Below are 21,674 nucleotides of genomic sequence, written 5' to 3' on the forward strand. Positions count from 1 at the left end.
GACGTCCGGTGCGCCGGGTGGGGACGGCACTCCCCCGCCGCTCTGCGCTCGACGGGTACTCGGAGTCGACGCCGAGCGAGGGCAACGGCATCGCGCCCGGGGAGCCCAACCCGTACGGCGCCACCTACAAGGTCGCGGGCACGCTCCCGGACGGCCCCGGCGAGGCCCCGGTGTACCGGGCGCGGGGCCAGGTCGCCAAGGCGGACGTGGCCCGGCTGGCGAAGGCCCTCGGAGTCGACGGGGTGCCGGTGGCGCAGGGTGAGGTCTGGAAGGTCGGTGCCGGTCAGGACGGCACGGGGCCGAACCTGCAGGTGAACAAGGAGGCACCGGGGGCCTGGACGTTCAGCCGGTACGCCCCGGGCACCGACGACTGCAAGGGCACCGACCGCTGCGACGCTCCGCAGGGCGACGGCACGCCCGTGAGTGAGGCGGAGGCCGAGAAGGCCGCGGCGCCGGTGCTGAAGGCATTGGGTCAGGACGACGCGAAGCGCGACGCGAGCCAGGTCATGGGCGCGCAGCGGGTGGTGAACGCCGCTCCCGAGGTCGGCGGACTGCCGACGCACGGCTGGTCCACCGGGGTGACGGTCGGCTCCGGCGGCGAGGTCGTCGGCGGCAGTGGGCAGCTGAGCACGCCGGTGAAGGGCGACACCTACCCCGTGGTCAGCGCCAAGAAGGCGCTGGAGCTGATGGAGGACCGGCCGCAGAGCGACCACCGCATGGGCATCGGTGGCTGCGCCAGCCCCGTGCCGCAGAAGGACCGGCTGGAGCAGCCCTGCGGGTCGTCGGCGAGCGGCGCGCCCGAGCAGGACGCGGTGACGGTCGACAAGGCCGTGTTCGGGCTGGCCTCGCACCTCGTGGACGGGCGGCAGGCGCTGGTGCCGTCCTGGCTGTTCGAGGTGACGGCGCCGGGCGCGAAGGACCCGTTCACGGTGACGTATCCGGCGGTCGACCCGAAGTTCCTGACCGCGCCCGAGTCCAGCCGGCCGGGTGACGAGCCGACGTCGGCTCCCGGGCCGCGGAACGTCGAGGTGGACGGCTACCGGGCCGAGGGCTCGGAGCTGACGGTGACCTTCACGGGCGGGGTGTGCGCCGACTACGACGTGAAGACGAGCGGGACGGCGGACGAGGTGACGGTCACGGTGACCTCGAAGGCCTGGCCGGACAAGGTCTGCATCATGATCGCGAAGAAGTTCCAGCAGACGGTGCGGCTGGACGAGCCGCTCGGCGACCGCGCGGTCGTGGGCTCGGACGGCAAGGCGATCCCGCTGGCCAAGGAGGGCGCGCGGCTGCCGGCTCCCCCGACTCGGGCACGGTAGGACACGCAGCGCCAAGGCAGCACACGCAGCGCGAAGGCAGTACGCACAGCGCGAAGGCGGCGGCCCCGTCGGAGGGGGCCGCCGCCTTCGTCGTGTCCGCTGCCGCCGCGGCGGCGCGGCGGGCTCAGCTGAAGGAGTCGCCGCAGGCGCAGGAGCCGGTCGCGTTCGGGTTGTCGATCGTGAAGCCCTGCTTCTCGATGGTGTCCACGAAGTCGATCGTGGCACCGCCCAGGTACGGGGCGCTCATGCGGTCGGTGACGACCTTCACTCCGCCGAAGTCCTTCTCCACGTCACCGTCGAGCGAACGCTCGTCGAAGAAGAGCTGGTAGCGCAGGCCGGAGCAGCCGCCGGGCTGGACGGCGACACGCAGCGCGAGGTCGTCGCGGCCTTCCTGGTCGAGCAGGGTCTTGACCTTGTCCGCGGCGGCGTCGGTCAGGATGATGCCGTCGCTGACGGTGGTGGTCTCGTCCGATACGGACATCTACATCTCTCCCGGGTTGTACGGAGACTGCTTGCCGACGGGTCCAACCGGCGGGGCCGCGGATTCATTCCGGGCCGGGCGCTCGATCTCGGCTCTTTTCATGCTCGCACACGCGCCGGGAACCGGAAAACGGCTCTTTCCGGGTCTTCCCGGGAATGAACGGCGACTCATCGGGATTCACGTCACACGGACGCTATGGCCATCGTCAAAGTGACGTGAAGCGGTTATGATAGATAGCGTCAAATCGACGAAAAGTCGCGGAACAGAAAGGGTGCGTGTAGTGACCACCGCCCAGCCCCAGGAGCTCGACGTACAGCCGACGCCCCTCGCCCTGCTGCTCCTCGGCCGTGAGGCCGACCCGAAGAGCGAGCGCGGCGTGGACTGCCCCGGCGACCTGCCCTCGCCGTCCGACCCGGACCTGGTGGAGCGCGCCCGCAAGGCGAAGGAGAAGCTCGGGAACAAGGTCTTCGTCCTGGGGCACCACTACCAGCGCGACGAGGTCATCCAGTTCGCCGACGTGACCGGTGACTCGTTCAAGCTGGCCCGCGACGCGGCGGCGCGTCCGGAGGCCGAGTACATCGTGTTCTGCGGTGTGCACTTCATGGCCGAGTCGGCGGACATCCTGACGTCCGACGACCAGAAGGTCGTCCTGCCCGACCTCGCCGCCGGCTGCTCGATGGCCGACATGGCGACGGCCGAGCAGGTCGCCGAGTGCTGGGACGTGTTGACCGAGGCCGGGATAGCCGAGCAGGTCGTGCCCGTCTCGTACATGAACTCGTCCGCCGACATCAAGGCCTTCACGGGCAAGCACGGCGGCACGATCTGCACCTCCTCCAATGCCAAGCGCGCCCTGGACTGGGCGTTCGAACAGGGCGAGAAGGTGCTCTTCCTGCCGGACCAGCACCTCGGCCGCAACACCGCGGTCCGCGACATGGGCATGTCCCTGGAGGACTGCGTCGTCTACAACCCGCACAAGCCGAACGGCGGGCTGACGGCCGACGAACTGCGCGCCGCGAAGATGATCCTGTGGCGCGGCCACTGCTCGGTGCACGGCCGCTTCAGCCTGGACTCGGTGAACGACGTGCGCGCGCGCATTCCGGGCGTGAACGTCCTGGTGCACCCGGAGTGCAAGCACGAGGTCGTGGCCGCGGCGGACTACGTCGGCTCGACGGAGTACATCATCAAAGCCCTGGAGGCCGCGCCCGCCGGTTCCAAGTGGGCCATCGGCACGGAGCTGAACCTGGTCCGCCGCCTGGCGAACCGTTTCGCGCCCGAAGGCAAGGAGATCGTCTTCCTCGACAAGACGGTCTGTTTCTGCTCGACCATGAACCGCATCGACCTCCCCCACCTGGTCTGGGCCCTGGAGTCGCTGGCCGAGGGCAACCTGGTCAACCGTATCGAGGTGGACAAGGAGACCGAGGCGTTCGCGAAGCTGGCGCTGGAGCGGATGCTGGCGCTGCCTTGACATGCACCTCGCCCTGAAGGGTGAGGATTCTGGCCTTCCTCGACTGGTTACTGTGCCGCTACGCGGCACGGTTTCCGGTCGGGAATCCGTGGCTTCCTGTTTCTTCGCGCTGTGCCGGGATCGCTCCCGGTCTTACCGGCGCTCCGCAGGCCGTCGCCGCCAGTCCGGCGGCCGTCTTCACATTGATCGCGGCATTGGTGTCCCGGTCGTGGACGGTGCCGCAGGCGCCACAGGTCCACTCCCGCACGTTCAGGGGCTTGGGCCCGTCCACGGCTCCGCAGGCGGAGCAGGTCTGGGAGGTCGGCTCGAAGCGGTCGATCTTGACCAGGGTTCGGCCGAACCGTTCCGCTTTGTACTCCAGCATGCCGATGAACGATGCCCATCCGGCGTCGTGCACGGACTTGGCCAGGCGCGTGCGGGCGAGCCCCTTGACCGACAGGTCCTCCACGGCGATCCCTTGGTTCTCGGAGATCAGCTTCGTGGAGAGCTGGTGGTGGAACTCACGGCGTGCGTCAGCGACCTTGGCGTGGGCGCGGGCGACCTTCAGGCGGGCCTTCGCCCGATTCTTCGATCCCTTCAGCTTGCGGGACAGCTCCTTCTGGGCCTTCTTCAGTTTCTTCTCCGCGCGCCGCAGAAAGCGCGGGGAGTCGATCTTCGTGCCGTCGGACAGGACCGCGAAGTGGGTCAGGCCGAGATCGATGCCGACGGTGCGGTCGGTCTGCGGCATCCGAGCCGCGTCGGCGGCGGGATCGGTGTCGATGACGAAGGACGCGAAGTACCGGCCGGCCGCGTCCTTGATCACGGTGACGGAGGAGGGAGTGGTGGGCAGCGTGCGGGACCACTTCACCTTCACCGCACCGACCTTCGGCAGGTTCAGCCGGCCACTGCCGGTGATGCTCCAGCGGGCGTTGGCGGTGAACCGGATCGACTGCCGGGCGTCCTTGCGGGACTTCAGCCGTGGCGGGCCGACCTTCGCTCCCCTGCGGGTGCCCTTGAGGGAGGCGAAGAAGTTGCGGTATGCGGTCTCGACGTCCCGCAGGGACTGCTGGAGCACCACCGCCGAGACCTCACCCAGCCAGGACCGCTCCTTCGTCTGCTTGGCCTCGGTGATCAGCTTCCGGGACAGCTGACCAGCCGTCAGGAACGGCTGCTTAGCCGTTCGGGCGTCTTCACGGGCGCGGACCGCGTCGTTGAACACGACACGGGCGCACCCGAACGCCTTCGCAAGCGCAGTCTGCTGACTGGTGTCCGGGTACAGGCGGAAGCTGTACCTGAGCTGCATGACGATCACACTAGGCACGTCGAACCTATGTCGTCGCCGGGAACATGTGAACGACCCATCACCGTCACGAAGCAGGGTCCGGCCCGCCGGAACGAGACTGCGACGCTCCGCGTCGCAGCCACAACCTTCGCCTCATCCTCAGCCTGAAGGCCGGAGCACTGCGAATGATGTCCGGTAGCCCGTAGCGGGGAACGGAGGGGGTACGCCGACCACGGTCGGCGTACCCCCTTCTCCACGCAGGCCAGAGCGCATTTCGTCTTTCGTGTTCCGTGCGGACAAGTTTCGCATTCCTCGTGTCCGGCCCACTCCGCCGTCATTACGCTGACCCCTCACGGCACGACGTGCACATACGGGGGCGGCATGACGACACAGCGCGGCCGGGTCGACGATCTCGTGGTCGTGGTTCCGGGGATCATGGGCAGCCGGCTGACGGACGCGGACGGGAACGAGTTATGGGGACTCTCGGGTAGGGCCCTGTTACGAGGGATCAGGACCTTCGGGAGGTCCGTGACCCGGCTGGTCCTCCCGTCCGACCTGGGAGACGGCCACCCCGGTGACGGCGTGCGGCCCGCCGGACCGATGCCCGATCTGCACGCCCTGCCCGGGGTCGGGCCGCTCGTCGACGGCTACAACGGGCTGCTGGACTGGCTGGAGCGGCACTTCACCCTGCGACGGCGGCTGCCGGGCGACGACCCTCGCACACCAGTCAACCTGGTGGACTTCTCGTACGACTGGCGGCTCTCCTGCCGGTACAACGCCGAACGGCTCGGCGAACGGGTGGAGGAGGAACTCGGCCGCTGGCGGGCCTCCGCCTCCGAGCGGGCGGAGGCCAGGGTCGTGTTCGTGTGCCACTCGATGGGCGGGCTGGTGACCCGGCAGTACGTCGAGCTGGGCGGCGGCGCGGAGGTCACCCGTCGGGTGATCACGCTCGGGACGCCGTACCGGGGCTCGCTGGACGCCCTGCTGTACCTGGTGAACGGGCTGCGGCCGGGCTTCGGCCCGCTTCGGCTGGATCTGGCGCGGTTCGCACGCAGCCTGCCGTCCCTGCATCAGCTCACCCCGGACTACGCGTGTCTGGAAGGGGGCGGCACGGACGCGGAGAACCTCCGGTACGCGCGCGAGGTCACCGGGCTGCCGGGGGTCGACGAAGCCCTGCTCAAGGACGCGGCACTGTTCCATTCGGCGGTGCGCGAGTCCCGGACGGCAGCCGCGTACGGGGTGGAGTACCTGCCGGTGAGCGGGGTTCTGCAGCCCACCCCGACCACGGCCCGGACGGTGGGCGACGGCCGGCTCTCGCCCCTGCTCACCATCGGTGACGCGGACGAGGGCGGCGACGGGCGCGTGCCCCGTCTGTCCAGCGCCCACCTCACGGGCGTACGGCGACCCGCGTACACCCCGTGGGAACAACACGGTTCGCTGCAGAACAACTCCGCCGTCCGCTGGGCGCTGTGGGGGTGGCTCACCCCTGAGCTGCCGGTGCACCGGGGTCCGGAGGACTACGCGGCGGCAAGGCCGCTCGGGGTGCGCGCACCGGAAGTCCTGGCAGCAGGCGAGGCGGCGGAGGTCGAGGTGTCGGTTCCCAGGGACGTCCCGGGTCACGACGAGCTGGCGCTCGCCCTGAGTGTGGACGGCGGCCCCGAACGCTCGCTGCGGAACCGGGGCGACGGGCGTTACACCGCTCCGCTCACCGGTCTCGCCCCCGGAGCGCACCGGCTGAGGGTCGGCGCACGGCACGCTCCGGAGGCCTCGGTGACGGCGTTGACGCTGGTGATGGAGCACGAGGGGGAAGCGGGCACCGAGGATGAGTGAGGCTCCGGAGTTCAGAGCCACCGCGCTGTGCGTCGTGTGCGAGTCGTACGACGACTCTCGGACCTTCCCCCAACTGGTGGGCGCCAAGGCTCAGATGGAGGAGATCGCCGGCCTCCTCGAAGGACTGGGCTTCGACGTGCGGCTGGTGGGCGGGGGCAACCCGGACCGGGCTGCCTTCGACCGGGAGGTCGAGGAGTGGAGCGAGGGCTGGCGGCGCTCGGGGGGCCGCAAGCCCGCGTTGATCCTCTGGTCGGGACACGGTGTCCTCGCCGACGACGAACTGCGGCTCGTCCTCAGCGATCTGAAGCCCGGCGACCATGTGGGGACGCGGAAGGTCCGGATACGCAGGCAGGGCGTGTCCACCGAAGAGCTGATCGGATACGCGGTCTCCTCGGAGGCCGATCAGATTCTGGTGGTGGTCGACACCTGCTACGCGGGAGACGGTGTCGGAGACGGCATCCGGACCGCCCTGAAACACTGGTCCGAGATCTCCCTCCCGCCCGGCCGGACCAAGTGGCTCGGCAGTATGGCGAGTTGCCAGCGCAACGAGACCTCTGACGGCGACGGACCGCTGCTGCGGGCACTGGCGGCGGTGCTGCGGGAAGGGCCACTGACGGACGAGTATCTGAGTGCGTGGAGCGCGCACAACGAGCTGGTCAGTGGGGTCGAGCTGCTGGCGGCACTGCCGACCAGATGGGACGCGGAGGGCGGCCAGCGACCCGCGCGCGCCGCCGTGGGCGACGAACGCCCGGCGTTTCCCAACCCCCTCGCCCGGCCGGGTACCGCACCGACTCTCGTGGAGCATCTGGTGCTCGCCGCACGCGGCGTGGGGCACCGGGAGGAGGGCTGGTTCTTCAGCGGACGGCAGCGGGTGCTCGGGGAGATCATCACGTGGATGGAAGCGGCGGCTCCCGGTCTCTTCCTGGTCACCGGGCCCGCCGGGTGCGGCAAGTCGGCGGTACTCGGACGCGTCGCGACGCTCGCGGACCCCGAACAGCGCCAGGAGGCCGAGCGGCAGGGAGCCCTCAGGGAGGGCGACCCGGACCCGGGCGTGCGGGACGCCCGGACCTTCGCGGCCGTGCATCTGCGGGGCCTGGACGCGACACAGGCCGCCGCGGAACTCGCCGCCCGGCTGGGGTTGCGCGAGCCGAGGAACGCGGACGCCCTGAGAGCCGAGCTGCGTGAGCTTCCGACGCTTCCCGTCCTGGTCCTCGACGGTCTCGACGAGGTGCCGGCCGAGCACACCCAGGGCGTGATCGAGGAGCTGGTCTTTCCGCTGAGCCGGATGCTCCCGGTGCTGGTCGGCTCCCGGGAACGGCCTTTCCGGGGCAGGCTGAAGGAGGGCGAGACACTTCCGGACGCCCTGGTCCGGCACATCGGCGACAGCGTCACGACCGTGAACCTGGAGGCGGAGCCGGACACCCGGCAGGACATCGCCGAGTACGTACGGCGGCGTTGTGAGGCCGCCGAGGTCGACGGGTCCGGGGTCGCCGAGGCCCTGGCGGACCGCGCGACGGCGCAGGACGGGGGGTTCCTCTTCGCCCGGCTGGTCACGGGCTTCCTCGTGGCACGGCTCCGAGAGCACGGGGGCCTCCGGGACACCGATGACCTACTCTCCGGGCTGCCCGACTCCGTGGAGGCCGCGTTCGAGGAAGACCTGCGCGCAGGTCCGCGGCGGGTACGCGACGACGGCACCGAACTCCCCTCGGCGGCGCGGGACCTCCTCACGGCGCTCGCGTGGGCCGCCGGCAGGGGCATGCCCGTGGGCGGAGTCTGGGAGGCGGTGGCCTCGGCGCTCGGTGGGCAGGGTGTCGTGTACGACGAGGGCGACGTGGACTGGGTCCTGTCCGCCTACGGCCGCTACATCGTCGAGGACGGTGCGGGCGCACAGGCCGTGTACCGGCTGTACCACCGGGAGTTCGTCTCACATCTGCGGGGGCGCGAGGGGCCCGAGGGGGTGGCCGCCGAGGTGGTTGTGCTGCGGGCGGTGGTGGACGTCCTCAAGCGGCAGGCCGAGGTGGGTGGCTGGGATCGGGTCGATCCGTACGTACGGGCCTGGTTGTCCCGCCACGCGGCTTGGGCCAGCGTCCCGGGGCCGGGCATCGACGTGCTGCGTGACCTTGTGGTGTGGGACCGGGAGAACGTCCTGCCGCATCTGGCGGAGGCGCTGGTCGAGGTCTCCGTCGCTTTGTCGGGGAACGCGCAACACATGGCTGCCGTGGAATTCGCTCGCGAGGCGACCGACATCTACAGGGGTCTGGCTGGCGGAGACACGGCTTATCTCCCCAACCTCGCCAGATCACTCAACAACCTCGCCAACCGCCTGGCCGAGACCGGAGACCGACAAGGCGCCCTGGAACCCGCCCACGAAGCCGTACGCATCCGACGCCAACTCACCCACGCCAACCCCGCCGCATACCTCCCCGACCTCGCCGGATCACTCAACAACCTCGCCGTCCGCCTGGCCGAGACCGGAGACCGACAAGGCGCCCTCGAACCCGCCCACGAAGCCGTACGCCACTACACACAACTCACCCACACCAACCCCGCCGCATACCTCCCCGACCTCGCCGGATCACTCAACAACCTCGCCAACCACCTGGCCGACACCGGAGACCGACAAGGCGCCCTCGAACCCGCCCACCAAGCCGTACGCATCCGACGCCAACTCACCCACACCAACCCCGCCGCATACCTCCCCGACCTCGCCATGGCACTCAACAACCTCGCCATCCGCCTGGCCGAGACCGGAGACCGACAAGGCGCCCTGGAACCCGCCCACGAAGCCGTACGCATCCGACGCCAACTCACCCACGCCAACCCCGCCGCATACCTCCCCGACCTCGCCGGATCACTCAACAACCTCGCCATCCGCCTGGCCGAGACCGGAGACCGACAAGGCGCCCTCGAACCCGCCCACGAAGCCGTACGCCACTACACACAACTCACCCACGCCAACCCCGCCGCATACCTCCCCGACCTCGCCATGGCACTCAACAACCTCGCCAACCGCCTGGCTGACACCGGAGACCGACAAGGCGCCCTCGAACCCGCCCACGAGGCCGTACGCCACTACACACAACTCACCCACGCCAACCCCGCCGCATACCTCCCCGAGCTGGCCACATCACTCAACAACCTCGCCAGCCGCCTGGCCGACACCGGAGACCGACAAGGCGCCCTCAAACCCGCCCACGAAGCCGTACGCATCGGACGCCAACTCGCCCACGCCAACCCCGCCGCATACCTCCCCGACCTCGCCATGGCACTCAACAACCTCGCCAACCACCTGGCTGGGACAGGTGACGCACCAGCCGCCATCCAGGCCTACACGGACACGGCCACCAGGCTCGATCGGGCCCATCCGGCCGCCGCACGCGCGATCGAGTACGAGCGGGCGGCGTTCCAGCTCGGACGGCCCGAGCCCACGCGCACCTCAGGTCTGCTGGCGCTCATCCGCATCGTCAACGACGAGTCGGCCGACCAACCAGGTGAGATCGTCCTGCGCACCCGGCATGCGCTCCGGGCTCACGCCCGTACATCCCGTGCCAGCGGCGAGTCTCTGGAGCAGACCTGGCGGCAGGAGACAGACGCCCCCGCCCCCGACTGGCTGTCACTCTCGGAGGCCACCATGAACCTGGTCGTCGAGTGGGTGAACACACCCACCTGGACGGACAGCCGGACCTTCTGGTCACGCCACGCCGGCGCCCTCGGCGCCGACGAAGCCGCGACAGCACTGGCGGAGTTGGCGCTGGTCTGGCCGGTCGCCGAGCAGCACCAGCGCATCAGGGAGCTGGTCCTCTCCGAAGGCGTGGACTCCGTCTTCCAGACCCTGATCCTCCGGGACACGCTGTCCGGCTGGCTTGAGTGCGAGAGCTGGGACGACTCGAAGCGTTTTTTCCGGGAGAACAGCGAGCTCCTCCTTGACGAGTTTGCCGAGAACACCCTCACCAAAACCGACGACGTCACCCCCGGCATCGCCGTCCACGCGGCACTCCTGCGTATCGCCCGCGCCGAGGACATCGACACCGCGTTCCAGTGCGTCCAAGACCGAGGCGCCCTCCAGCGGCAGGTTCTCCGCGCTCTGAACGACGGTGACGCCCAGGCACTCGCGTACGCCGCCGCCATCGAAGGCTCGGTCTTCGACGACGAGCTCTCCTCCGCCACTCACCACCAAGCCGCTCTCCTCCTCGCCGGCGCCCCGGAGTCTCTGGATCTGGACGCCCTCGCCGATGCGGCGTCCGAAGGCGACCCGGAGACACGCAACCGGCTCACCTCCGAGCTGGCGACCCTCGCCACCCGTTCCCCCGACCCGCAGCACACCACCCACTGGTTTCGCCTGGTCCAAGCCCTCACCCAGACCCGCCCATGACACCGGTGTACGTGGTCTGCCTGGTCCTGGCAGCCGCCCCCGCCCTCCCGAACGCGCCCAACGTGCTGGAGGAGCACCGCGACGTCCAGCAGAGCATCACGTACTCCCGCTACGGCCACACCGTCCGGCTGGACGCCCTCCCATCCGCCCGCTGGGACGACCTGGCCCAGTACCTGGCCGACACCACACCCGAGGTGCTCCACTTCGCGGGGCGGGGCACACCCGACGGCGGCCCGCGATTCGTCACCGAAGACGGCGGCGAGGCACCGGTGGCCCTCGACGGCCTGCGCCGCTGTGTCACCGCTGCCACCGTAAACGGCCTCCACCTACTCCTCCTGAACGCCTGCTGGACGGCCCACCTGGCCAAGGAGTTCAGCGACGTGGTTCCCGCCGTCATCGGCTGGCAGGCCGAGGTCGCCGACGTCCACGCACGCGGCTATGCGCGGGTCTTCCACCGCAATCTCGCCGCGGGCGAGTCCGTCGCCAAGGCCCACACGACCGCTCGCATGATGCTGGACCTCGCCGGTTGCACGAGCCCGCCGACGCTGCGCACCAGCGATGGGCGCATCCCCGAGGCGCACTTCCTCATCGGTCCGGAGGCACGCTCCGTACCCCGCCAGGAACCGCTCAGCCTCCGCTACCAGCAGTGCGGCGCCCACCTGCGCAAACCTCGCTTCCGCCCGCCGCCCCCGCAGTTCTGACCAACCGCTGGGCTCATTCGTCCGACAGCCGCGCACCCCGGCTCGCCGCGATCCGCAGCGCGTCCGTGAGCGCCTCGGCGAGTCGTTCACCCGTGAACCGCAACTCCCTGCCGCCCACCGCAGGTTCGCCGAGGAGTGACCTGGCCGCAGTGAGGACGTACGCAGCCGAGTCGAGCAGCTCGGCCTCCAACTCGTCGGCCATGCGGGAGAGTCGGCTGCCGTCGTCGTCCGTGCTGAGGTAGCACGGACGTCCGTCCGGAGTGGTCCAGGGCAGCAATCTCAGGGGCGCACCCGTTCCGTCGCACATCATCTTCCGCCGCTCCTTTCGGACCCGTTCCGCTGACAGGCGTGAACACCGGTGATTACCGTGTGTGCCTCCATCGTTGCGCTGTGGCATGCGCCCTCGACAGGAGCGCCGCGTCCCGGGACCGAGAACGGGACATCCACACGCGACCTCAACGGCTACAGGGAGGCCAGGCCATGACATTCAAGCCACAGACCCTCACCCCGTACCTCTCCGCCCGCCACTACTTCGGTGCGGAGCAGCGCCGTCACCGGGAGGCCGCCGGGCTGTCGCTCGTGCAGCTCGCGGGCATCGTGAACTCCAGCAAGAGCACGCTCGCCCGCATCGAGACCGCCGAGTTGATGCCTCCGCCGGACCTTCCCGACCGGCTGGACGCGGCGTTCGGCACGGACAAGCACTTCCACGGGCTGTACGAACTGGCCAAGAGGGAGGCCCATCCGGACCAGTACCGCCGGTTCATGGACTTCGAGGCGCAGGCGGAGGTCGTCGAGAACTACGTAGCTCAGGCAATGCCAGGGCTGTTGCAGACCCAGGAGTACGCCCGCGCGATGCTCAGCTGCCAGGAGGACCTGCCCAGGGAGCAGATCGAGGAGCGCGTCAACGCCCGCCTGTCCCGGCAGGCTCGGCTAACGTCGGAGCAAGCGCCCCTGCGTTGGGCGATCATCGAAGAGTCTGTCCTCCGACGCAGGGTCGGCAGCAAAGAGTGCTGGTACAACCAACTGGCCTTGCTACTCGAACAGGTGGATACTCCCGACAGCAAGGTCCAGGTTCTGCCTTTCAGTGCGGATCCCCATTCACTGATGGGCGGCGCCCTGACCCTGCTGACCCTTCCCAAGGGTTCCGTCATGGCCTACGAAGAGGGCATCCAGGTCGGTCACCTCTACGAGGACCGGGAGTCGGTGAAGAAGTGGCGGCGGCAGTACGAGGTGCTGCGCGCCAACGCCCTCCCACCCGCGGCCTCGGCGGAGCTGATCCGAGACGCGATGGAGGACTACAAGCCATGCAGCACACCCCCGAGCTGAACTCTGCCCGGTGGCGCCGGAGCAGCTACAGCAACACCAACGGGGGCGATTGCGTCGAGATCACCGAGGACTTCCCCGGCGTCGTCCCCGTCCGCGACAGCAAGAACCCCCACGGCCCCGCACTCGTCGTCCCGGCCACCGCCTGGGACGCGTTCATCACGTGCCTCAAGGGCGGAGAGACACTTCCTCGCTGAGGCCTGACGGCTCCACGATCGAGACGACGACTCCGCCCACCCCATGCTTGGGGGTGGGCGGAGCACCGCCGATCATGCGGTGAGGAGATCTGTGTAGTCGACAAACGTCGTGCTGACCTCGCCGATGTCGGCCACCAGGCGCAAATGCCCGCCCAGGGCCGCGATGTAGGCGGCAATGGATTCGACCTGCATGCGGTCGATGTCACCGTTCTCCATGTGCGACACGCGAACCTGCGAGACGCCCATCTTCTCCGCCACCTCGGCCTGGGTCAGGCCTCGCTGTCGGCGGAGTTCGGCCAGATGGTGTCCCAAGGTGGCCGCTTCCCGCGCTGTGCGTGCCGCAGCGATGCGTTCATCGGCGTCGATCCCCGGATCTGCGGAGCGCCTGGCGTCCAGTGAGGTCTCCCACCGGTAGTGCTTGCCCATGGGAACCAATCATGGACCTCGGGAGTAAGGATGATCTCCCAGCTCATAGCTCGGAACGTATAACGCACAGGTTATCAACAGGCCCGGGTCACCGCCTCATCACACGAACGGATGGTCCCTGACGCACGACGAGGGGCGCCCCGTGAGCATGAGCCACAGGGTGCCCCTCGCCGTGCGTACGGCTGTCAGACCTGAGCCGGTTCCGACACCTGCTCGGCGTCCCGCTGGGCCGGAAGGCCCTTCTTCGCCGCGCGCTTCTTCGCCCGGCGTTCCTTGCGGAGTTCGACCATCGCGTACAGCGTCGGGACCAGAAGGAGGGTGAGCAGCGTCGACGTGACCAGACCGCCGATCACGACCACGGCGAGCGGCTGGGCGATGAAGCCGCCCTCGCCGGTGATGCCGAGGGCCATCGGCAGCAGGGCGAAGATCGTCGCCAGGGCCGTCATGAGGATCGGGCGCAGCCGGTGCCGGCCGCCCTCGATCACGGCCTCGACGACTCCGTAGCCCTGCTTGCGGTACTGGTTGATCAGGTCGATCAGCACGATCGCGTTCGTCACCACGATGCCGATGAGCATCAGCATGCCGATCATCGCGGGGACGCCCATCGGCGTGCCGGTGGCGATCAGCAGGCCGATCGCGCCGGTGGCCGCGAACGGGATGGAGACCAGCAGGATCAGCGGCTGGACCAGCGACCGGAAGGTGCTGACCAGCAGCATGAAGACGATCGCGATGGCCGCCAGCATCGCCAGGCCCAGGTTGGCGAACGCCTCGTCCTGGTCCTCGGAGACGCCGCCGATCGACGCCGTGGCGCCCTCCGGGAGCTTCAGCGCGTTGATCTCGGACTGGAGCTTGGTGCTCACCGCGCCCGTGTTGTCGCCGGTCGGCTTCGCGGTGATGGTGGCCGCGCGCTGGCCGTCGATACGGGTCATGGACACCGGCCCGTCGACCATCCGCACGGTCGCGATGTCGCCGAGCTTCGCCGTGCCGAGGCGCAGGTTCTGAAGCTGCTTCAGGGTCGTGGCGGGCTTCGCCGAGCGGATGACGACGTCGCGCTCGGTGTCGTCCAGGACCGCCTTGGCGGCGTTGGTGCCGCGGACGGCCTGGGCGACGGCGGCGCCGAGGGTCTGATCGTTGAAGCCGGCGGCGGCCGCCTTGCCGTTGGCCTTCACAGAGATGCGCGGCACGCTCTGCGAGAGGTCGCTGGTGACGTCCTTGACGTCGTCGAGCTTCGCGACCGTCTTGCGGACCTCCTCGGACGCCGTGCGCAGGACGTCGGCGTCGGCGGCCTTGACCACGACGCTGAGGTCCTGGCTGCCGAAGCCGTCACCGGCGGCGATGGTGGTCGTGCCGATGCCCTTCAGCCCGGCCAGGCCCTTCTCGATGCTGTCCTGGACGTCCTCGGCCGACGCCGAGTCGTCCAGCATCACCTGGTACGACGCCTGGTTGGTGTCCGTGCCGCCGCCGAAGGCCGCCATGAAGCCGGACGAGCCGATCGTGACTTGGTAGTCCTTCACGCCCTTGGTGTCGGCGAGCAGTTGCTCGACCTTCTTCGCCTGGGCGTCGGTCGCCTCCAGGCTGGTGCCGGGCTTCAGCTCCTGCTTGACGTTGAGGACTTCCTGCTCGCCCTGGTCGAAGAAGTTCGTCTTCAGCAGCGGCGCCATGCCGAACGTGCCGACGAGGACGACGATCGCGAGGGCCACGCTGGTGAGGCGGCGGCGCGTCGCGAACCGCAGGACCGGGACGTAGACGCGCTGGAGGCGGCTCTTGGCCTCCTTCTCCTCAGCGAGCCGGCGTGCCTCGGCCGCGTCCTCGGGGGTGCCCTTCGGCGGGCGCAGGAACCAGTACGACAGGACCGGCACGACCGTCAGGGAGACGAGCAGGGAGGCCAGCAGCGCGGCCGTGACCGTCAGGCTGAACGAGCCGAACAGCTCGCCCACCATGCCGCCGACCAGGCCGATCGGCAGGAACACCGCGACCGTGGTGAGCGTCGAGGAGGTCACCGCTCCGGCCACTTCACGCACCGCGTTGAGGATGGCCGAGTTGCGCTCCTCGCCGTAGCCGAGGTGCCGCTTGATGTTCTCCAGGACCACGATCGAGTCGTCGACGACCCGGCCGATGGCGATGGTCAGGGCGCCGAGCGTGAGGACGTTCAGCGACAGGTCGCGCGTCCACAGCACGATCAGGGCGAGGACCACGGACAGCGGGATGGACACCGCCGTCACGAGGGTGGAGCGGATCGAGGCCAGGAAGACCAGGATCACCAGGACCGCGAAGAGCAGGCCGAGCGCGCCCTCGGTGGTCAGGCCCTTGATGGACTTCGACACGGCCGGGCCCTGGTCGCTGACGACCGTGAGGGTGGCGCCGGAGCCGAGGTCCTTGCGGAGGTCCGGGAGCTTGTCCTGGACGGCGTCGGAGATCGCGACCGCGCTGCCGTCGCGGTCCATGGTGACGGCGAGGGCGAGGCTGGGCTTGCCGTCCGTGCGGGTGATGGAGTCGGCCGCGGCCTCCTGCTGCTTCACCTTGGCGACGCTGCCGAGACGCACCGGCTCGCCCTTGCCGGGCTCGCCCGTGACCATCAGGTCCTGGATCTGCTTCAGCGAGGTGAAGCCGCCGCCGACCTGGACCGTGCGGTTGGCGCCGCCCTCGTCGAAGGAACCGGCCGGGACGGTCGCGCCGCCCGCCTGGAGGGCCTGGACGAGGGACTGCGGGGTGAGGCCGGCCTTGGCCAGCTTCGCGTCGTCGGGCGTGACGGCGACCTGGAGGTCCCGCACACCGTCGACCGTCACCTGGCCGACGCCGTCGATGCTCTTCAGGTCCGGCACGACGGTCTTGTCGAGCTGGTCGGCCAGGGCCTGCTGGTCCCGGCCGGAGGTGACGGCGAGGACGACGGTCGGGATGTCGTCCGTGGAACCGGCGACGACCTGCGGGTCCACGTCGTCCGGGAGCTGGACACGGGCCCGGTTGACGGCCTGCTGGACGTCGGCGACCAGCTGCTTCGTGTCGTTGCCGTAGTCGAAGGACGCCATGATCACGGCGTTGCCCTCGCTGGCGGTGGAGGTGACGCCGCTGATGCCGTCGACGGCTTCGAGGTTGTCCTCGATGGGTTCGACGACCTGCTTCTCGACCACGTCCGGGGACGCGCCCTGGTACGGCGCCAGCACGGACACCATGGGCAGTTCGATGGTGGGCAGCAGCTGCTGCTTGAGCTGGGGGATCGCGATCGCCCCGAAGACGAGCGCGATGATCGACATCAGCCCGATGAGGGCCCGTTGCGCGAGGCTGAATTTTGACAGCCAGGACATGGGTGAGGGTCTCTCTTCTGTTTAACGGCAGAAGCGGCAGCGAGCGCGCAGATGAGCACCCGCCTCTACACCCTGAGCCATGCGGGAGGGCCGATCCGTAGGCCGCAGGTCCCGTTCCTTATGCGGCGCATACTCCCGGCGCAGTACACCCGGGTCGAGCTCACTCCACCCTTGGACGGACCAGGCCCGACTCGTAGGCGGTGACCACGAGTTGGGCCCGGTCCCGGGCGCCCAGCTTGGCCATGGCCCGGTTGACGTGCGTCTTCACCGTCAGCGGGCTGACCTCCAGCCGCTCGGCGATCTCGTCGTTGGAGTGGCCGCCCGCGACCAGGACCAGTACCTCGCGCTCCCGGCCGGTGAGCGAGGCCAGCCGCTCGCCGCGGGCCGGGTCGCGGTCGCCGGCGTCGTCCGGGTCCTGCTGGGCGAGGAAACGGGAGATCAGTCCCGTGGTGGCCGCCGGGGACAGCAGGGCCTGGCCGCCGGCCGCGATCCGGATGGCGGTCAGCAGTTCCTCGGGCTCGGAACCCTTGCCGAGGAACCCGGAGGCGCCGGCGCGCAGCGACTGCACCACGTAGTCGTCGACCTCGAACGTCGTCAGGATGACCACGCGGACGTCCGCGAGGTCGGGGTCGGCGCTGATCATGCGGGTCGCCGCGAGTCCGTCGGTGCCGGGCATCCGGATGTCCATCAGGACGACGTCGGCCTGCTGCTCCTTCGTCAGCCGCACCGCCTCGGCGCCGTCGGACGCCTCCCCCACCACCTCCATGTCGGGCTCGGAGTCGACGAGCACCCGGAAGGCGCTGCGGAGCAGCGCCTGGTCGTCGGCGAGCAGGACACGGATGGTCATGCGGGGTCCTCCCCGGTCGCTGTGCGGTTCTTGACCGGCAGGATCGCATGGACGCGGAAGCCGCCTCCGTAGCGGGGACCGGTGGTCAGGGTGCCCCGCAGGGCGGTGACGCGCTCCCGCATGCCGAGGAGCCCGTGCCCGCCGCCGCTGTCCGGGGCCGCGTCCTCGCCGGTGCCGTCGTCGAGCACGGTGATCTCGATGTTCGGCCCCACCCGGACGACGCTGACCTCGGCCTTGGCCTGTGGTCCGGCGTGCTTCTGCACGTTGGTGAGGGCCTCCTGGATGACCCGGTAGGCGGCCAGGTCCACGGCTGCGGGCAGGGTCGTGTCCTGGTCGGCGCGGGCGACCTCGATGTGCAGACCGGCGTTGCGGAAGGTGCCGGTGAGTTCGTCGAGGCGGTCCAGGCCGGGAGCGGGTTCGGTGGGGGCCTCCGGGTCGCCGGACTGTCTGAGCAGTCCGACGGTGGCGCGCAGCTCGTTGAGGGCGGAGCGGCTGGCCTCCCGGACGTGCGAGAGGGCCTCCTTGGCCTGGTCGGGGCGCTTGTCCATGATGTGGGCCGCGACGCCGGCCTGGACGTTGACCAGGGCGATGTGGTGGGCGACGACGTCGTGCAGGTCGCGGGCGATGCGCAGGCGCTCTTCGGCGACCCGCCGGCGGGCCTCCTCCTCACGGGTGCGTTCGGCGCGCTCGGCGCGTTCGCGGATGGCCTGGACGAAGGCGCGGCGGCTGCGGACCGCGTCGCCGGCGGTGGCGCCGATGCCGGTCCAGGCGAAGATCGCGAGGTTCTCCTGGGCGTACCAGGGCAGGGGGCCGGCGGACATGGCCGCACCGGTCAGGACGGTCATGGTGAGCAGGCCGACGCGCCAGGTGGTGGGGCGGTCGGTGGTGGAGGCGACGGTGTAGAGGGCGATGACCGCGGACATGGCGACGGGGGCGCGGGGGTCGCCGGTGACGGACTCGATGACGGAGACCGTGCCGGTGAGGACGAGGACCGTCATGGGGGCGCGGCGGCGGAAGACCAGGGCGGCGGCGCCGAGGGTGATGAGGACGAGGCTGAGGGGGTCGGGGGTGCGGAGGTTCCAGCTGACGTTGCCGGGGTGGCGGGGCTCCACGAACGAGCCGGCGACCATGCAGGTCAGGACGGCCGCGGCCAGGGCGGCGTCCAGGGCCAGGGGGTGGGCCTTGGCCTGGTGTTTGGCCCTTTGGAGGGTGCTCACGGCTGATTACGGTAGCCGGGGTGGGGGTGCGAGGGTACGGAGGGCGGGTGTGAGGTGCTCGGCGTTGGGGCTGGGGCGGGTAGGCGCGCAACCCGGCGCTGCGGGGTGCCGCTGCGCCCACCCGTGCCGCCGTTGGCGGCACGATTGCCCGCAGCTCAGCATGCTGGTCAGCCGGGGATCAGGCCGTCGTCGCTCAGGAGTTCTCTGACTTCCTCCAGCGTCGCGTCCGGGGACGGGAGGATCAGTTCTGAGGGTTCCAGGGAGTCGTCGGGGAGGGGGTCGCCCAGGTCGCGGACCCGGGTCAGCAGGGCCTGGAGGGTGCGGCGGAAGCCGGGGCCGTCACCGTTCTCCATTTCCGTCAGGAGCTCGTCGTCCAGCTTGTTCAACTCGGTGAGGTGGCCGTCGGCCAGCCTCACCTGGCCCTCCCCCATGATCCGTACGATCATGTCGCCCTCCTAGGCGTGGGCCCCTACTGCTTGTCGAAGCGCGGGGTGTCCTGCGGCTGCTGCTGCGACTGCTGCCGGCTCGTGCCACCTTCGATGGCCTGCTGAGCGTCACCGGAGCCCCCGGCCAGCTCGGCCTTCATTCGCTGCAGTTCCAGCTCTACATCCGTACCACCGGAGAGCCGGTCCAGCTCGGCCTGGATGTCGTCCTTCTGCATGCCGGACTGGTCGTCCAGGGCGCCGGAGGCGAGGAGCTCGTCGATGGCGCCGGCACGGGCCTGGAGCTGGGCCGTCTTGTCCTCGGCGCGCTGGATCGCCAGGCCGACGTCGCCCATCTCCTCGGAGATGCCGGAGAAGGCCTCGCCGATCCGGGTCTGCGCCTGCGCTGCCGTGTACGTCGCCTTGATCGTCTCCTTCTTCGTACGGAAGGCGTCGACCTTGGCCTGGAGCCGTTGGGCCGCGAGAGTGAGTTTCTCCTCCTCGCCCTGGAGCGTCGCGTGCTGGGTCTCCAGGTCGGTCACCTGCTGCTGGAGGGCGGCGCGGCGGGACAGCGCCTCCCGGGCCAGGTCCTCCCGGCCCAGCGCGAGCGCCTTGCGGCCCTGGTCCTCCAGCTTCGTGGACTGCGACTGCAGCTGGTTCAGCTGGAGCTCCAGGCGCTTGCGGGAGGTCGCCACGTCGGCGACGCCGCGGCGGACCTTCTGGAGCAGCTCCAGCTGCTTCTGATACGAGTAATCGAGGGTCTCGCGCGGGTCCTCGGCCCGGTCAAGGGCCTTGTTCGCCTTCGCGCGGAAGATCATCCCCATACGCTTCATGACACCGCTCATGGGCTTCGCGCGCCCCCTTCTGACCGACTCCGGCTCCAGCTCCTGCGACAGAACCCACAGTACGGGCCCTGCATCCATTACCGCACTGTTCGGGGACGGATGCGCTCATCCCCAAGGACGACTGCACCGGCCCTTGCTCCGGCGTAGGGAGTAGGTGGTCCCCGGGGTTACCGGAGGCGTACATCCCGGGGAACGACCGGAGCCGTACGCAACGTCCCCTCTGTCCCCTTACTGACGACTGGTGTTGCCGGATCGTTCCCCACGGGGCTGGGGTCCATGCCCGGGAAGCCCTTACCCTTGGGTTTTGTGTTCCGTAGCCGTGCGAAGGATGAGAAGGCCCAGGCCGCCGACAAGGCGCCGGTGACCGACTCCAGTCAGCCCCGTCACCCCGAGGCCCCCAAGGGCCGCCCCACGCCCAAGCGCAGTGCGGCCCAGTCGCAGCGCCGCAGCGTGGCCAACACGTCGACGACGCGCAAGGAGGCCTCCAAGCGCCAGCGCGAGGAGCGCCGCACCGCGCTGGAGCGCCAGCGCCAGGCGCTGGCGAGCGGCGACGAGCGGTACCTGCCCGCCCGCGACAAGGGACCGGTGCGCCGGTTCGCCCGCGATTTCGTCGACTCGCGGTTCAACATCGCGGAGTTCTTCCTGCCGATGGCCGTGGTCATCCTCGTGCTGAGCATGGTGCGGGTGGCGTCGCTGCAGAGCATCGCGCTGCTGCTGTGGCTCGTGGTGATCGTGCTGATCGTGCTCGACTCGTTCGTCTCGGCCTTCCGTCTGAAGAAGCAGCTGAACGAGCGCTTCGCGGGTGAGAACAAGCGCGGCGCTGTCGCCTACGCCCTGATGCGCTCCCTCCAGATGCGCCGGCTCCGGCTGCCCAAGCCGCAGGTCAAGCGCGGAGAGCGGCCCTGACCACGACGCCGTTCTCCGGGGGCGCGGCGGATGCCTGGCTGGACGAGCTGGGCGGGCTGCGTGATGTCGTCCGGCAGGAGCTGGTGGCCCGCCAGCTGGACGAGCAGATAGTCGGGCGTTTCCCGGTCGGTCAGCGGCTGCGGGTGCTCGACGTGGGCATGGGCCAGGGCACGCAGGCTCTGCGGCTGGTCCGGGCCGGGCACCGGGTGACCGGTGTCGAGCAGGACCCGAAGATGGTCGGCGTGGCCAGGGAGGCCCTCGCGGGGGAACCCGAGGGCGTCCGGGAGCGGATGCGGATCGTCGAGGGCGACGGCCGGGACACCGGGGTGCACTTCCTGCCCGGCAGTTTCGACGTGGTGCTGTGCCACGGCGTTCTCATGTACGTGGAGGAGCCCGATCCGCTGCTGGCGGGTCTGGCCCGGATGCTCGCGCCCGGCGGGCTGCTGTCCCTGCTCGTGCGCAACGGGGACGCGCTCGCGATGCGGCCGGGACTGTCCGGCGACTGGGGCGGCGCGCTGGCCGCCTACGACACCACCGCTTATCGCAACCGGCTGGGGCTCGACGTACGGGCCGACCGGCTGAAGGACCTTTATTGTGACGCTCGCCGGGATCGGGGCGCCGCTGCACGCCTGGTACGGGGTGCGCGTGTTCACCGACACGGCGGCGGACGGCGCGGAGGTCCCGGCCGACGTGGAGACGCTGCTCGCGGTGGAGGAGAGGGCCGGGCGGACGGATCCCGTACCGCGGGGTGGCAGCGCTGCTG

Annotated in this window: 17 protein-coding genes and 1 pseudogene; 9 read left to right on the top strand and 9 right to left on the bottom strand. The window is 69.9% G+C overall.

Annotated elements, in window-relative coordinates; all coding sequences use genetic code 11:
- A partial coding sequence (locus tag SSQG_RS10360; protein WP_208865633.1) for a hypothetical protein occupies positions 1–1,316 on the top strand: 1,316 nt, incomplete at its 5' end.
- A 124-nt stretch (positions 1,317–1,440) separates the two neighbouring features.
- On the opposite strand, the gene SSQG_RS10365 is transcribed toward SSQG_RS10360, so the two are convergent.
- On the bottom strand, positions 1,441–1,797 hold the full coding sequence (locus SSQG_RS10365) for a HesB/IscA family protein (protein ID WP_003989692.1): 357 nt from the start codon (positions 1,795–1,797) through the stop codon (positions 1,441–1,443).
- Positions 1,798–2,077: 280 nt separating this feature from the next.
- Here SSQG_RS10365 and nadA point away from each other — a divergent pair, with 280 nt between their 5' ends.
- Positions 2,078–3,262, top strand: coding sequence for a quinolinate synthase NadA (nadA, locus tag SSQG_RS10370; RefSeq protein ID WP_039932310.1), 1,185 nt, complete (start codon positions 2,078–2,080; stop codon positions 3,260–3,262).
- A gap of 58 nt (positions 3,263–3,320) precedes the next feature.
- Here nadA and SSQG_RS10375 read toward each other — a convergent pair whose 3' ends face one another.
- Positions 3,321–4,544, bottom strand: a complete 1,224-nt coding sequence (locus SSQG_RS10375; protein ID WP_039934937.1) for an RNA-guided endonuclease InsQ/TnpB family protein — start codon at positions 4,542–4,544, stop codon at positions 3,321–3,323.
- 360 nt (positions 4,545–4,904) lie between these two features.
- On the opposite strand from SSQG_RS10375, the gene SSQG_RS10380 reads away from it, so the two are divergent.
- The 3 genes from SSQG_RS10380 to SSQG_RS10390 are packed head-to-tail and all read left to right on the top strand — an operon-like array spanning position 4,905 to position 11,426.
- Positions 4,905–6,353, top strand: coding sequence for an esterase/lipase family protein (locus SSQG_RS10380; RefSeq protein WP_003989695.1), 1,449 nt, complete (start codon positions 4,905–4,907; stop codon positions 6,351–6,353).
- The gene (locus tag SSQG_RS10385) at positions 6,346–10,725 is read left to right on the top strand and encodes a tetratricopeptide repeat protein (protein WP_039932313.1); all 4,380 of its coding nucleotides are present in this window, start codon (positions 6,346–6,348) and stop codon (positions 10,723–10,725) included. The genes SSQG_RS10380 and SSQG_RS10385 overlap by 8 nt, the downstream gene beginning before the upstream one ends.
- On the top strand, positions 10,683–11,426 hold the full coding sequence (locus SSQG_RS10390) for a CHAT domain-containing protein (RefSeq protein WP_338117308.1): 744 nt from the start codon (positions 10,683–10,685) through the stop codon (positions 11,424–11,426). The genes SSQG_RS10385 and SSQG_RS10390 overlap by 43 nt, the downstream gene beginning before the upstream one ends.
- 13 nt (positions 11,427–11,439) lie before the next feature.
- On the opposite strand, the gene SSQG_RS10395 is transcribed toward SSQG_RS10390, so the two are convergent.
- Positions 11,440–11,736 (bottom strand): hypothetical protein, encoded by a 297-nt coding sequence (locus SSQG_RS10395; protein ID WP_003989698.1) that lies wholly within the window; start codon positions 11,734–11,736, stop codon positions 11,440–11,442.
- Between the two features lie 170 nt (positions 11,737–11,906).
- Here SSQG_RS10395 and SSQG_RS10400 point away from each other — a divergent pair, with 170 nt between their 5' ends.
- Positions 11,907–12,752, top strand: coding sequence for a helix-turn-helix domain-containing protein (locus SSQG_RS10400; RefSeq protein WP_003989699.1), 846 nt, complete (start codon positions 11,907–11,909; stop codon positions 12,750–12,752).
- The gene (locus tag SSQG_RS10405; RefSeq protein ID WP_003989700.1) at positions 12,731–12,946 is read left to right on the top strand and encodes a DUF397 domain-containing protein; all 216 of its coding nucleotides are present in this window, start codon (positions 12,731–12,733) and stop codon (positions 12,944–12,946) included. The genes SSQG_RS10400 and SSQG_RS10405 overlap by 22 nt, the downstream gene beginning before the upstream one ends.
- A gap of 72 nt (positions 12,947–13,018) precedes the next feature.
- Here SSQG_RS10405 and SSQG_RS10410 read toward each other — a convergent pair whose 3' ends face one another.
- The 6 genes from SSQG_RS10410 to SSQG_RS10435 all read right to left on the bottom strand — a co-directional run bounded on the left by SSQG_RS10410 (position 13,019) and on the right by SSQG_RS10435 (position 20,005).
- Positions 13,019–13,372, bottom strand: coding sequence for a helix-turn-helix domain-containing protein (locus SSQG_RS10410; RefSeq protein ID WP_003989701.1), 354 nt, complete (start codon positions 13,370–13,372; stop codon positions 13,019–13,021).
- Between the two features lie 185 nt (positions 13,373–13,557).
- Entirely contained in the window at positions 13,558–16,674 is a 3,117-nt protein-coding gene (locus SSQG_RS10415; protein WP_003989702.1) for an efflux RND transporter permease subunit, read from the bottom strand.
- A gap of 160 nt (positions 16,675–16,834) precedes the next feature.
- Positions 16,835–17,521, bottom strand: a complete 687-nt coding sequence (locus tag SSQG_RS10420; RefSeq protein WP_003989703.1) for a response regulator — start codon at positions 17,519–17,521, stop codon at positions 16,835–16,837.
- The gene (locus SSQG_RS10425; protein WP_003989704.1) at positions 17,518–18,738 is read right to left on the bottom strand and encodes a sensor histidine kinase; all 1,221 of its coding nucleotides are present in this window, start codon (positions 18,736–18,738) and stop codon (positions 17,518–17,520) included. Before SSQG_RS10425 ends, SSQG_RS10420 begins: the two co-directional genes overlap by 4 nt.
- 167 nt (positions 18,739–18,905) lie before the next feature.
- Positions 18,906–19,184 (bottom strand): PspA-associated protein PspAA, encoded by a 279-nt coding sequence (pspAA, locus tag SSQG_RS10430; protein WP_003989705.1) that lies wholly within the window; start codon positions 19,182–19,184, stop codon positions 18,906–18,908.
- Between the two features lie 23 nt (positions 19,185–19,207).
- The gene (locus SSQG_RS10435) at positions 19,208–20,005 is read right to left on the bottom strand and encodes a PspA/IM30 family protein (RefSeq protein ID WP_003989706.1); all 798 of its coding nucleotides are present in this window, start codon (positions 20,003–20,005) and stop codon (positions 19,208–19,210) included.
- Between the two features lie 306 nt (positions 20,006–20,311).
- Between SSQG_RS10435 and SSQG_RS10440 the strand changes: the two genes are divergently transcribed.
- A complete protein-coding gene (locus tag SSQG_RS10440; RefSeq protein ID WP_039932316.1) occupies positions 20,312–20,911 on the top strand; it encodes a DUF3043 domain-containing protein in 600 nt (199 codons plus the stop codon).
- Between the two features lie 83 nt (positions 20,912–20,994).
- Positions 20,995–21,674, top strand: a pseudogene (locus SSQG_RS10445) (class I SAM-dependent methyltransferase); the annotation flags it as partial.

It is taken from the genome of Streptomyces viridochromogenes DSM 40736 (assembly GCF_000158955.1).
Classification (GTDB): Bacteria; Actinomycetota; Actinomycetes; order Streptomycetales; family Streptomycetaceae; genus Streptomyces; species Streptomyces venetus.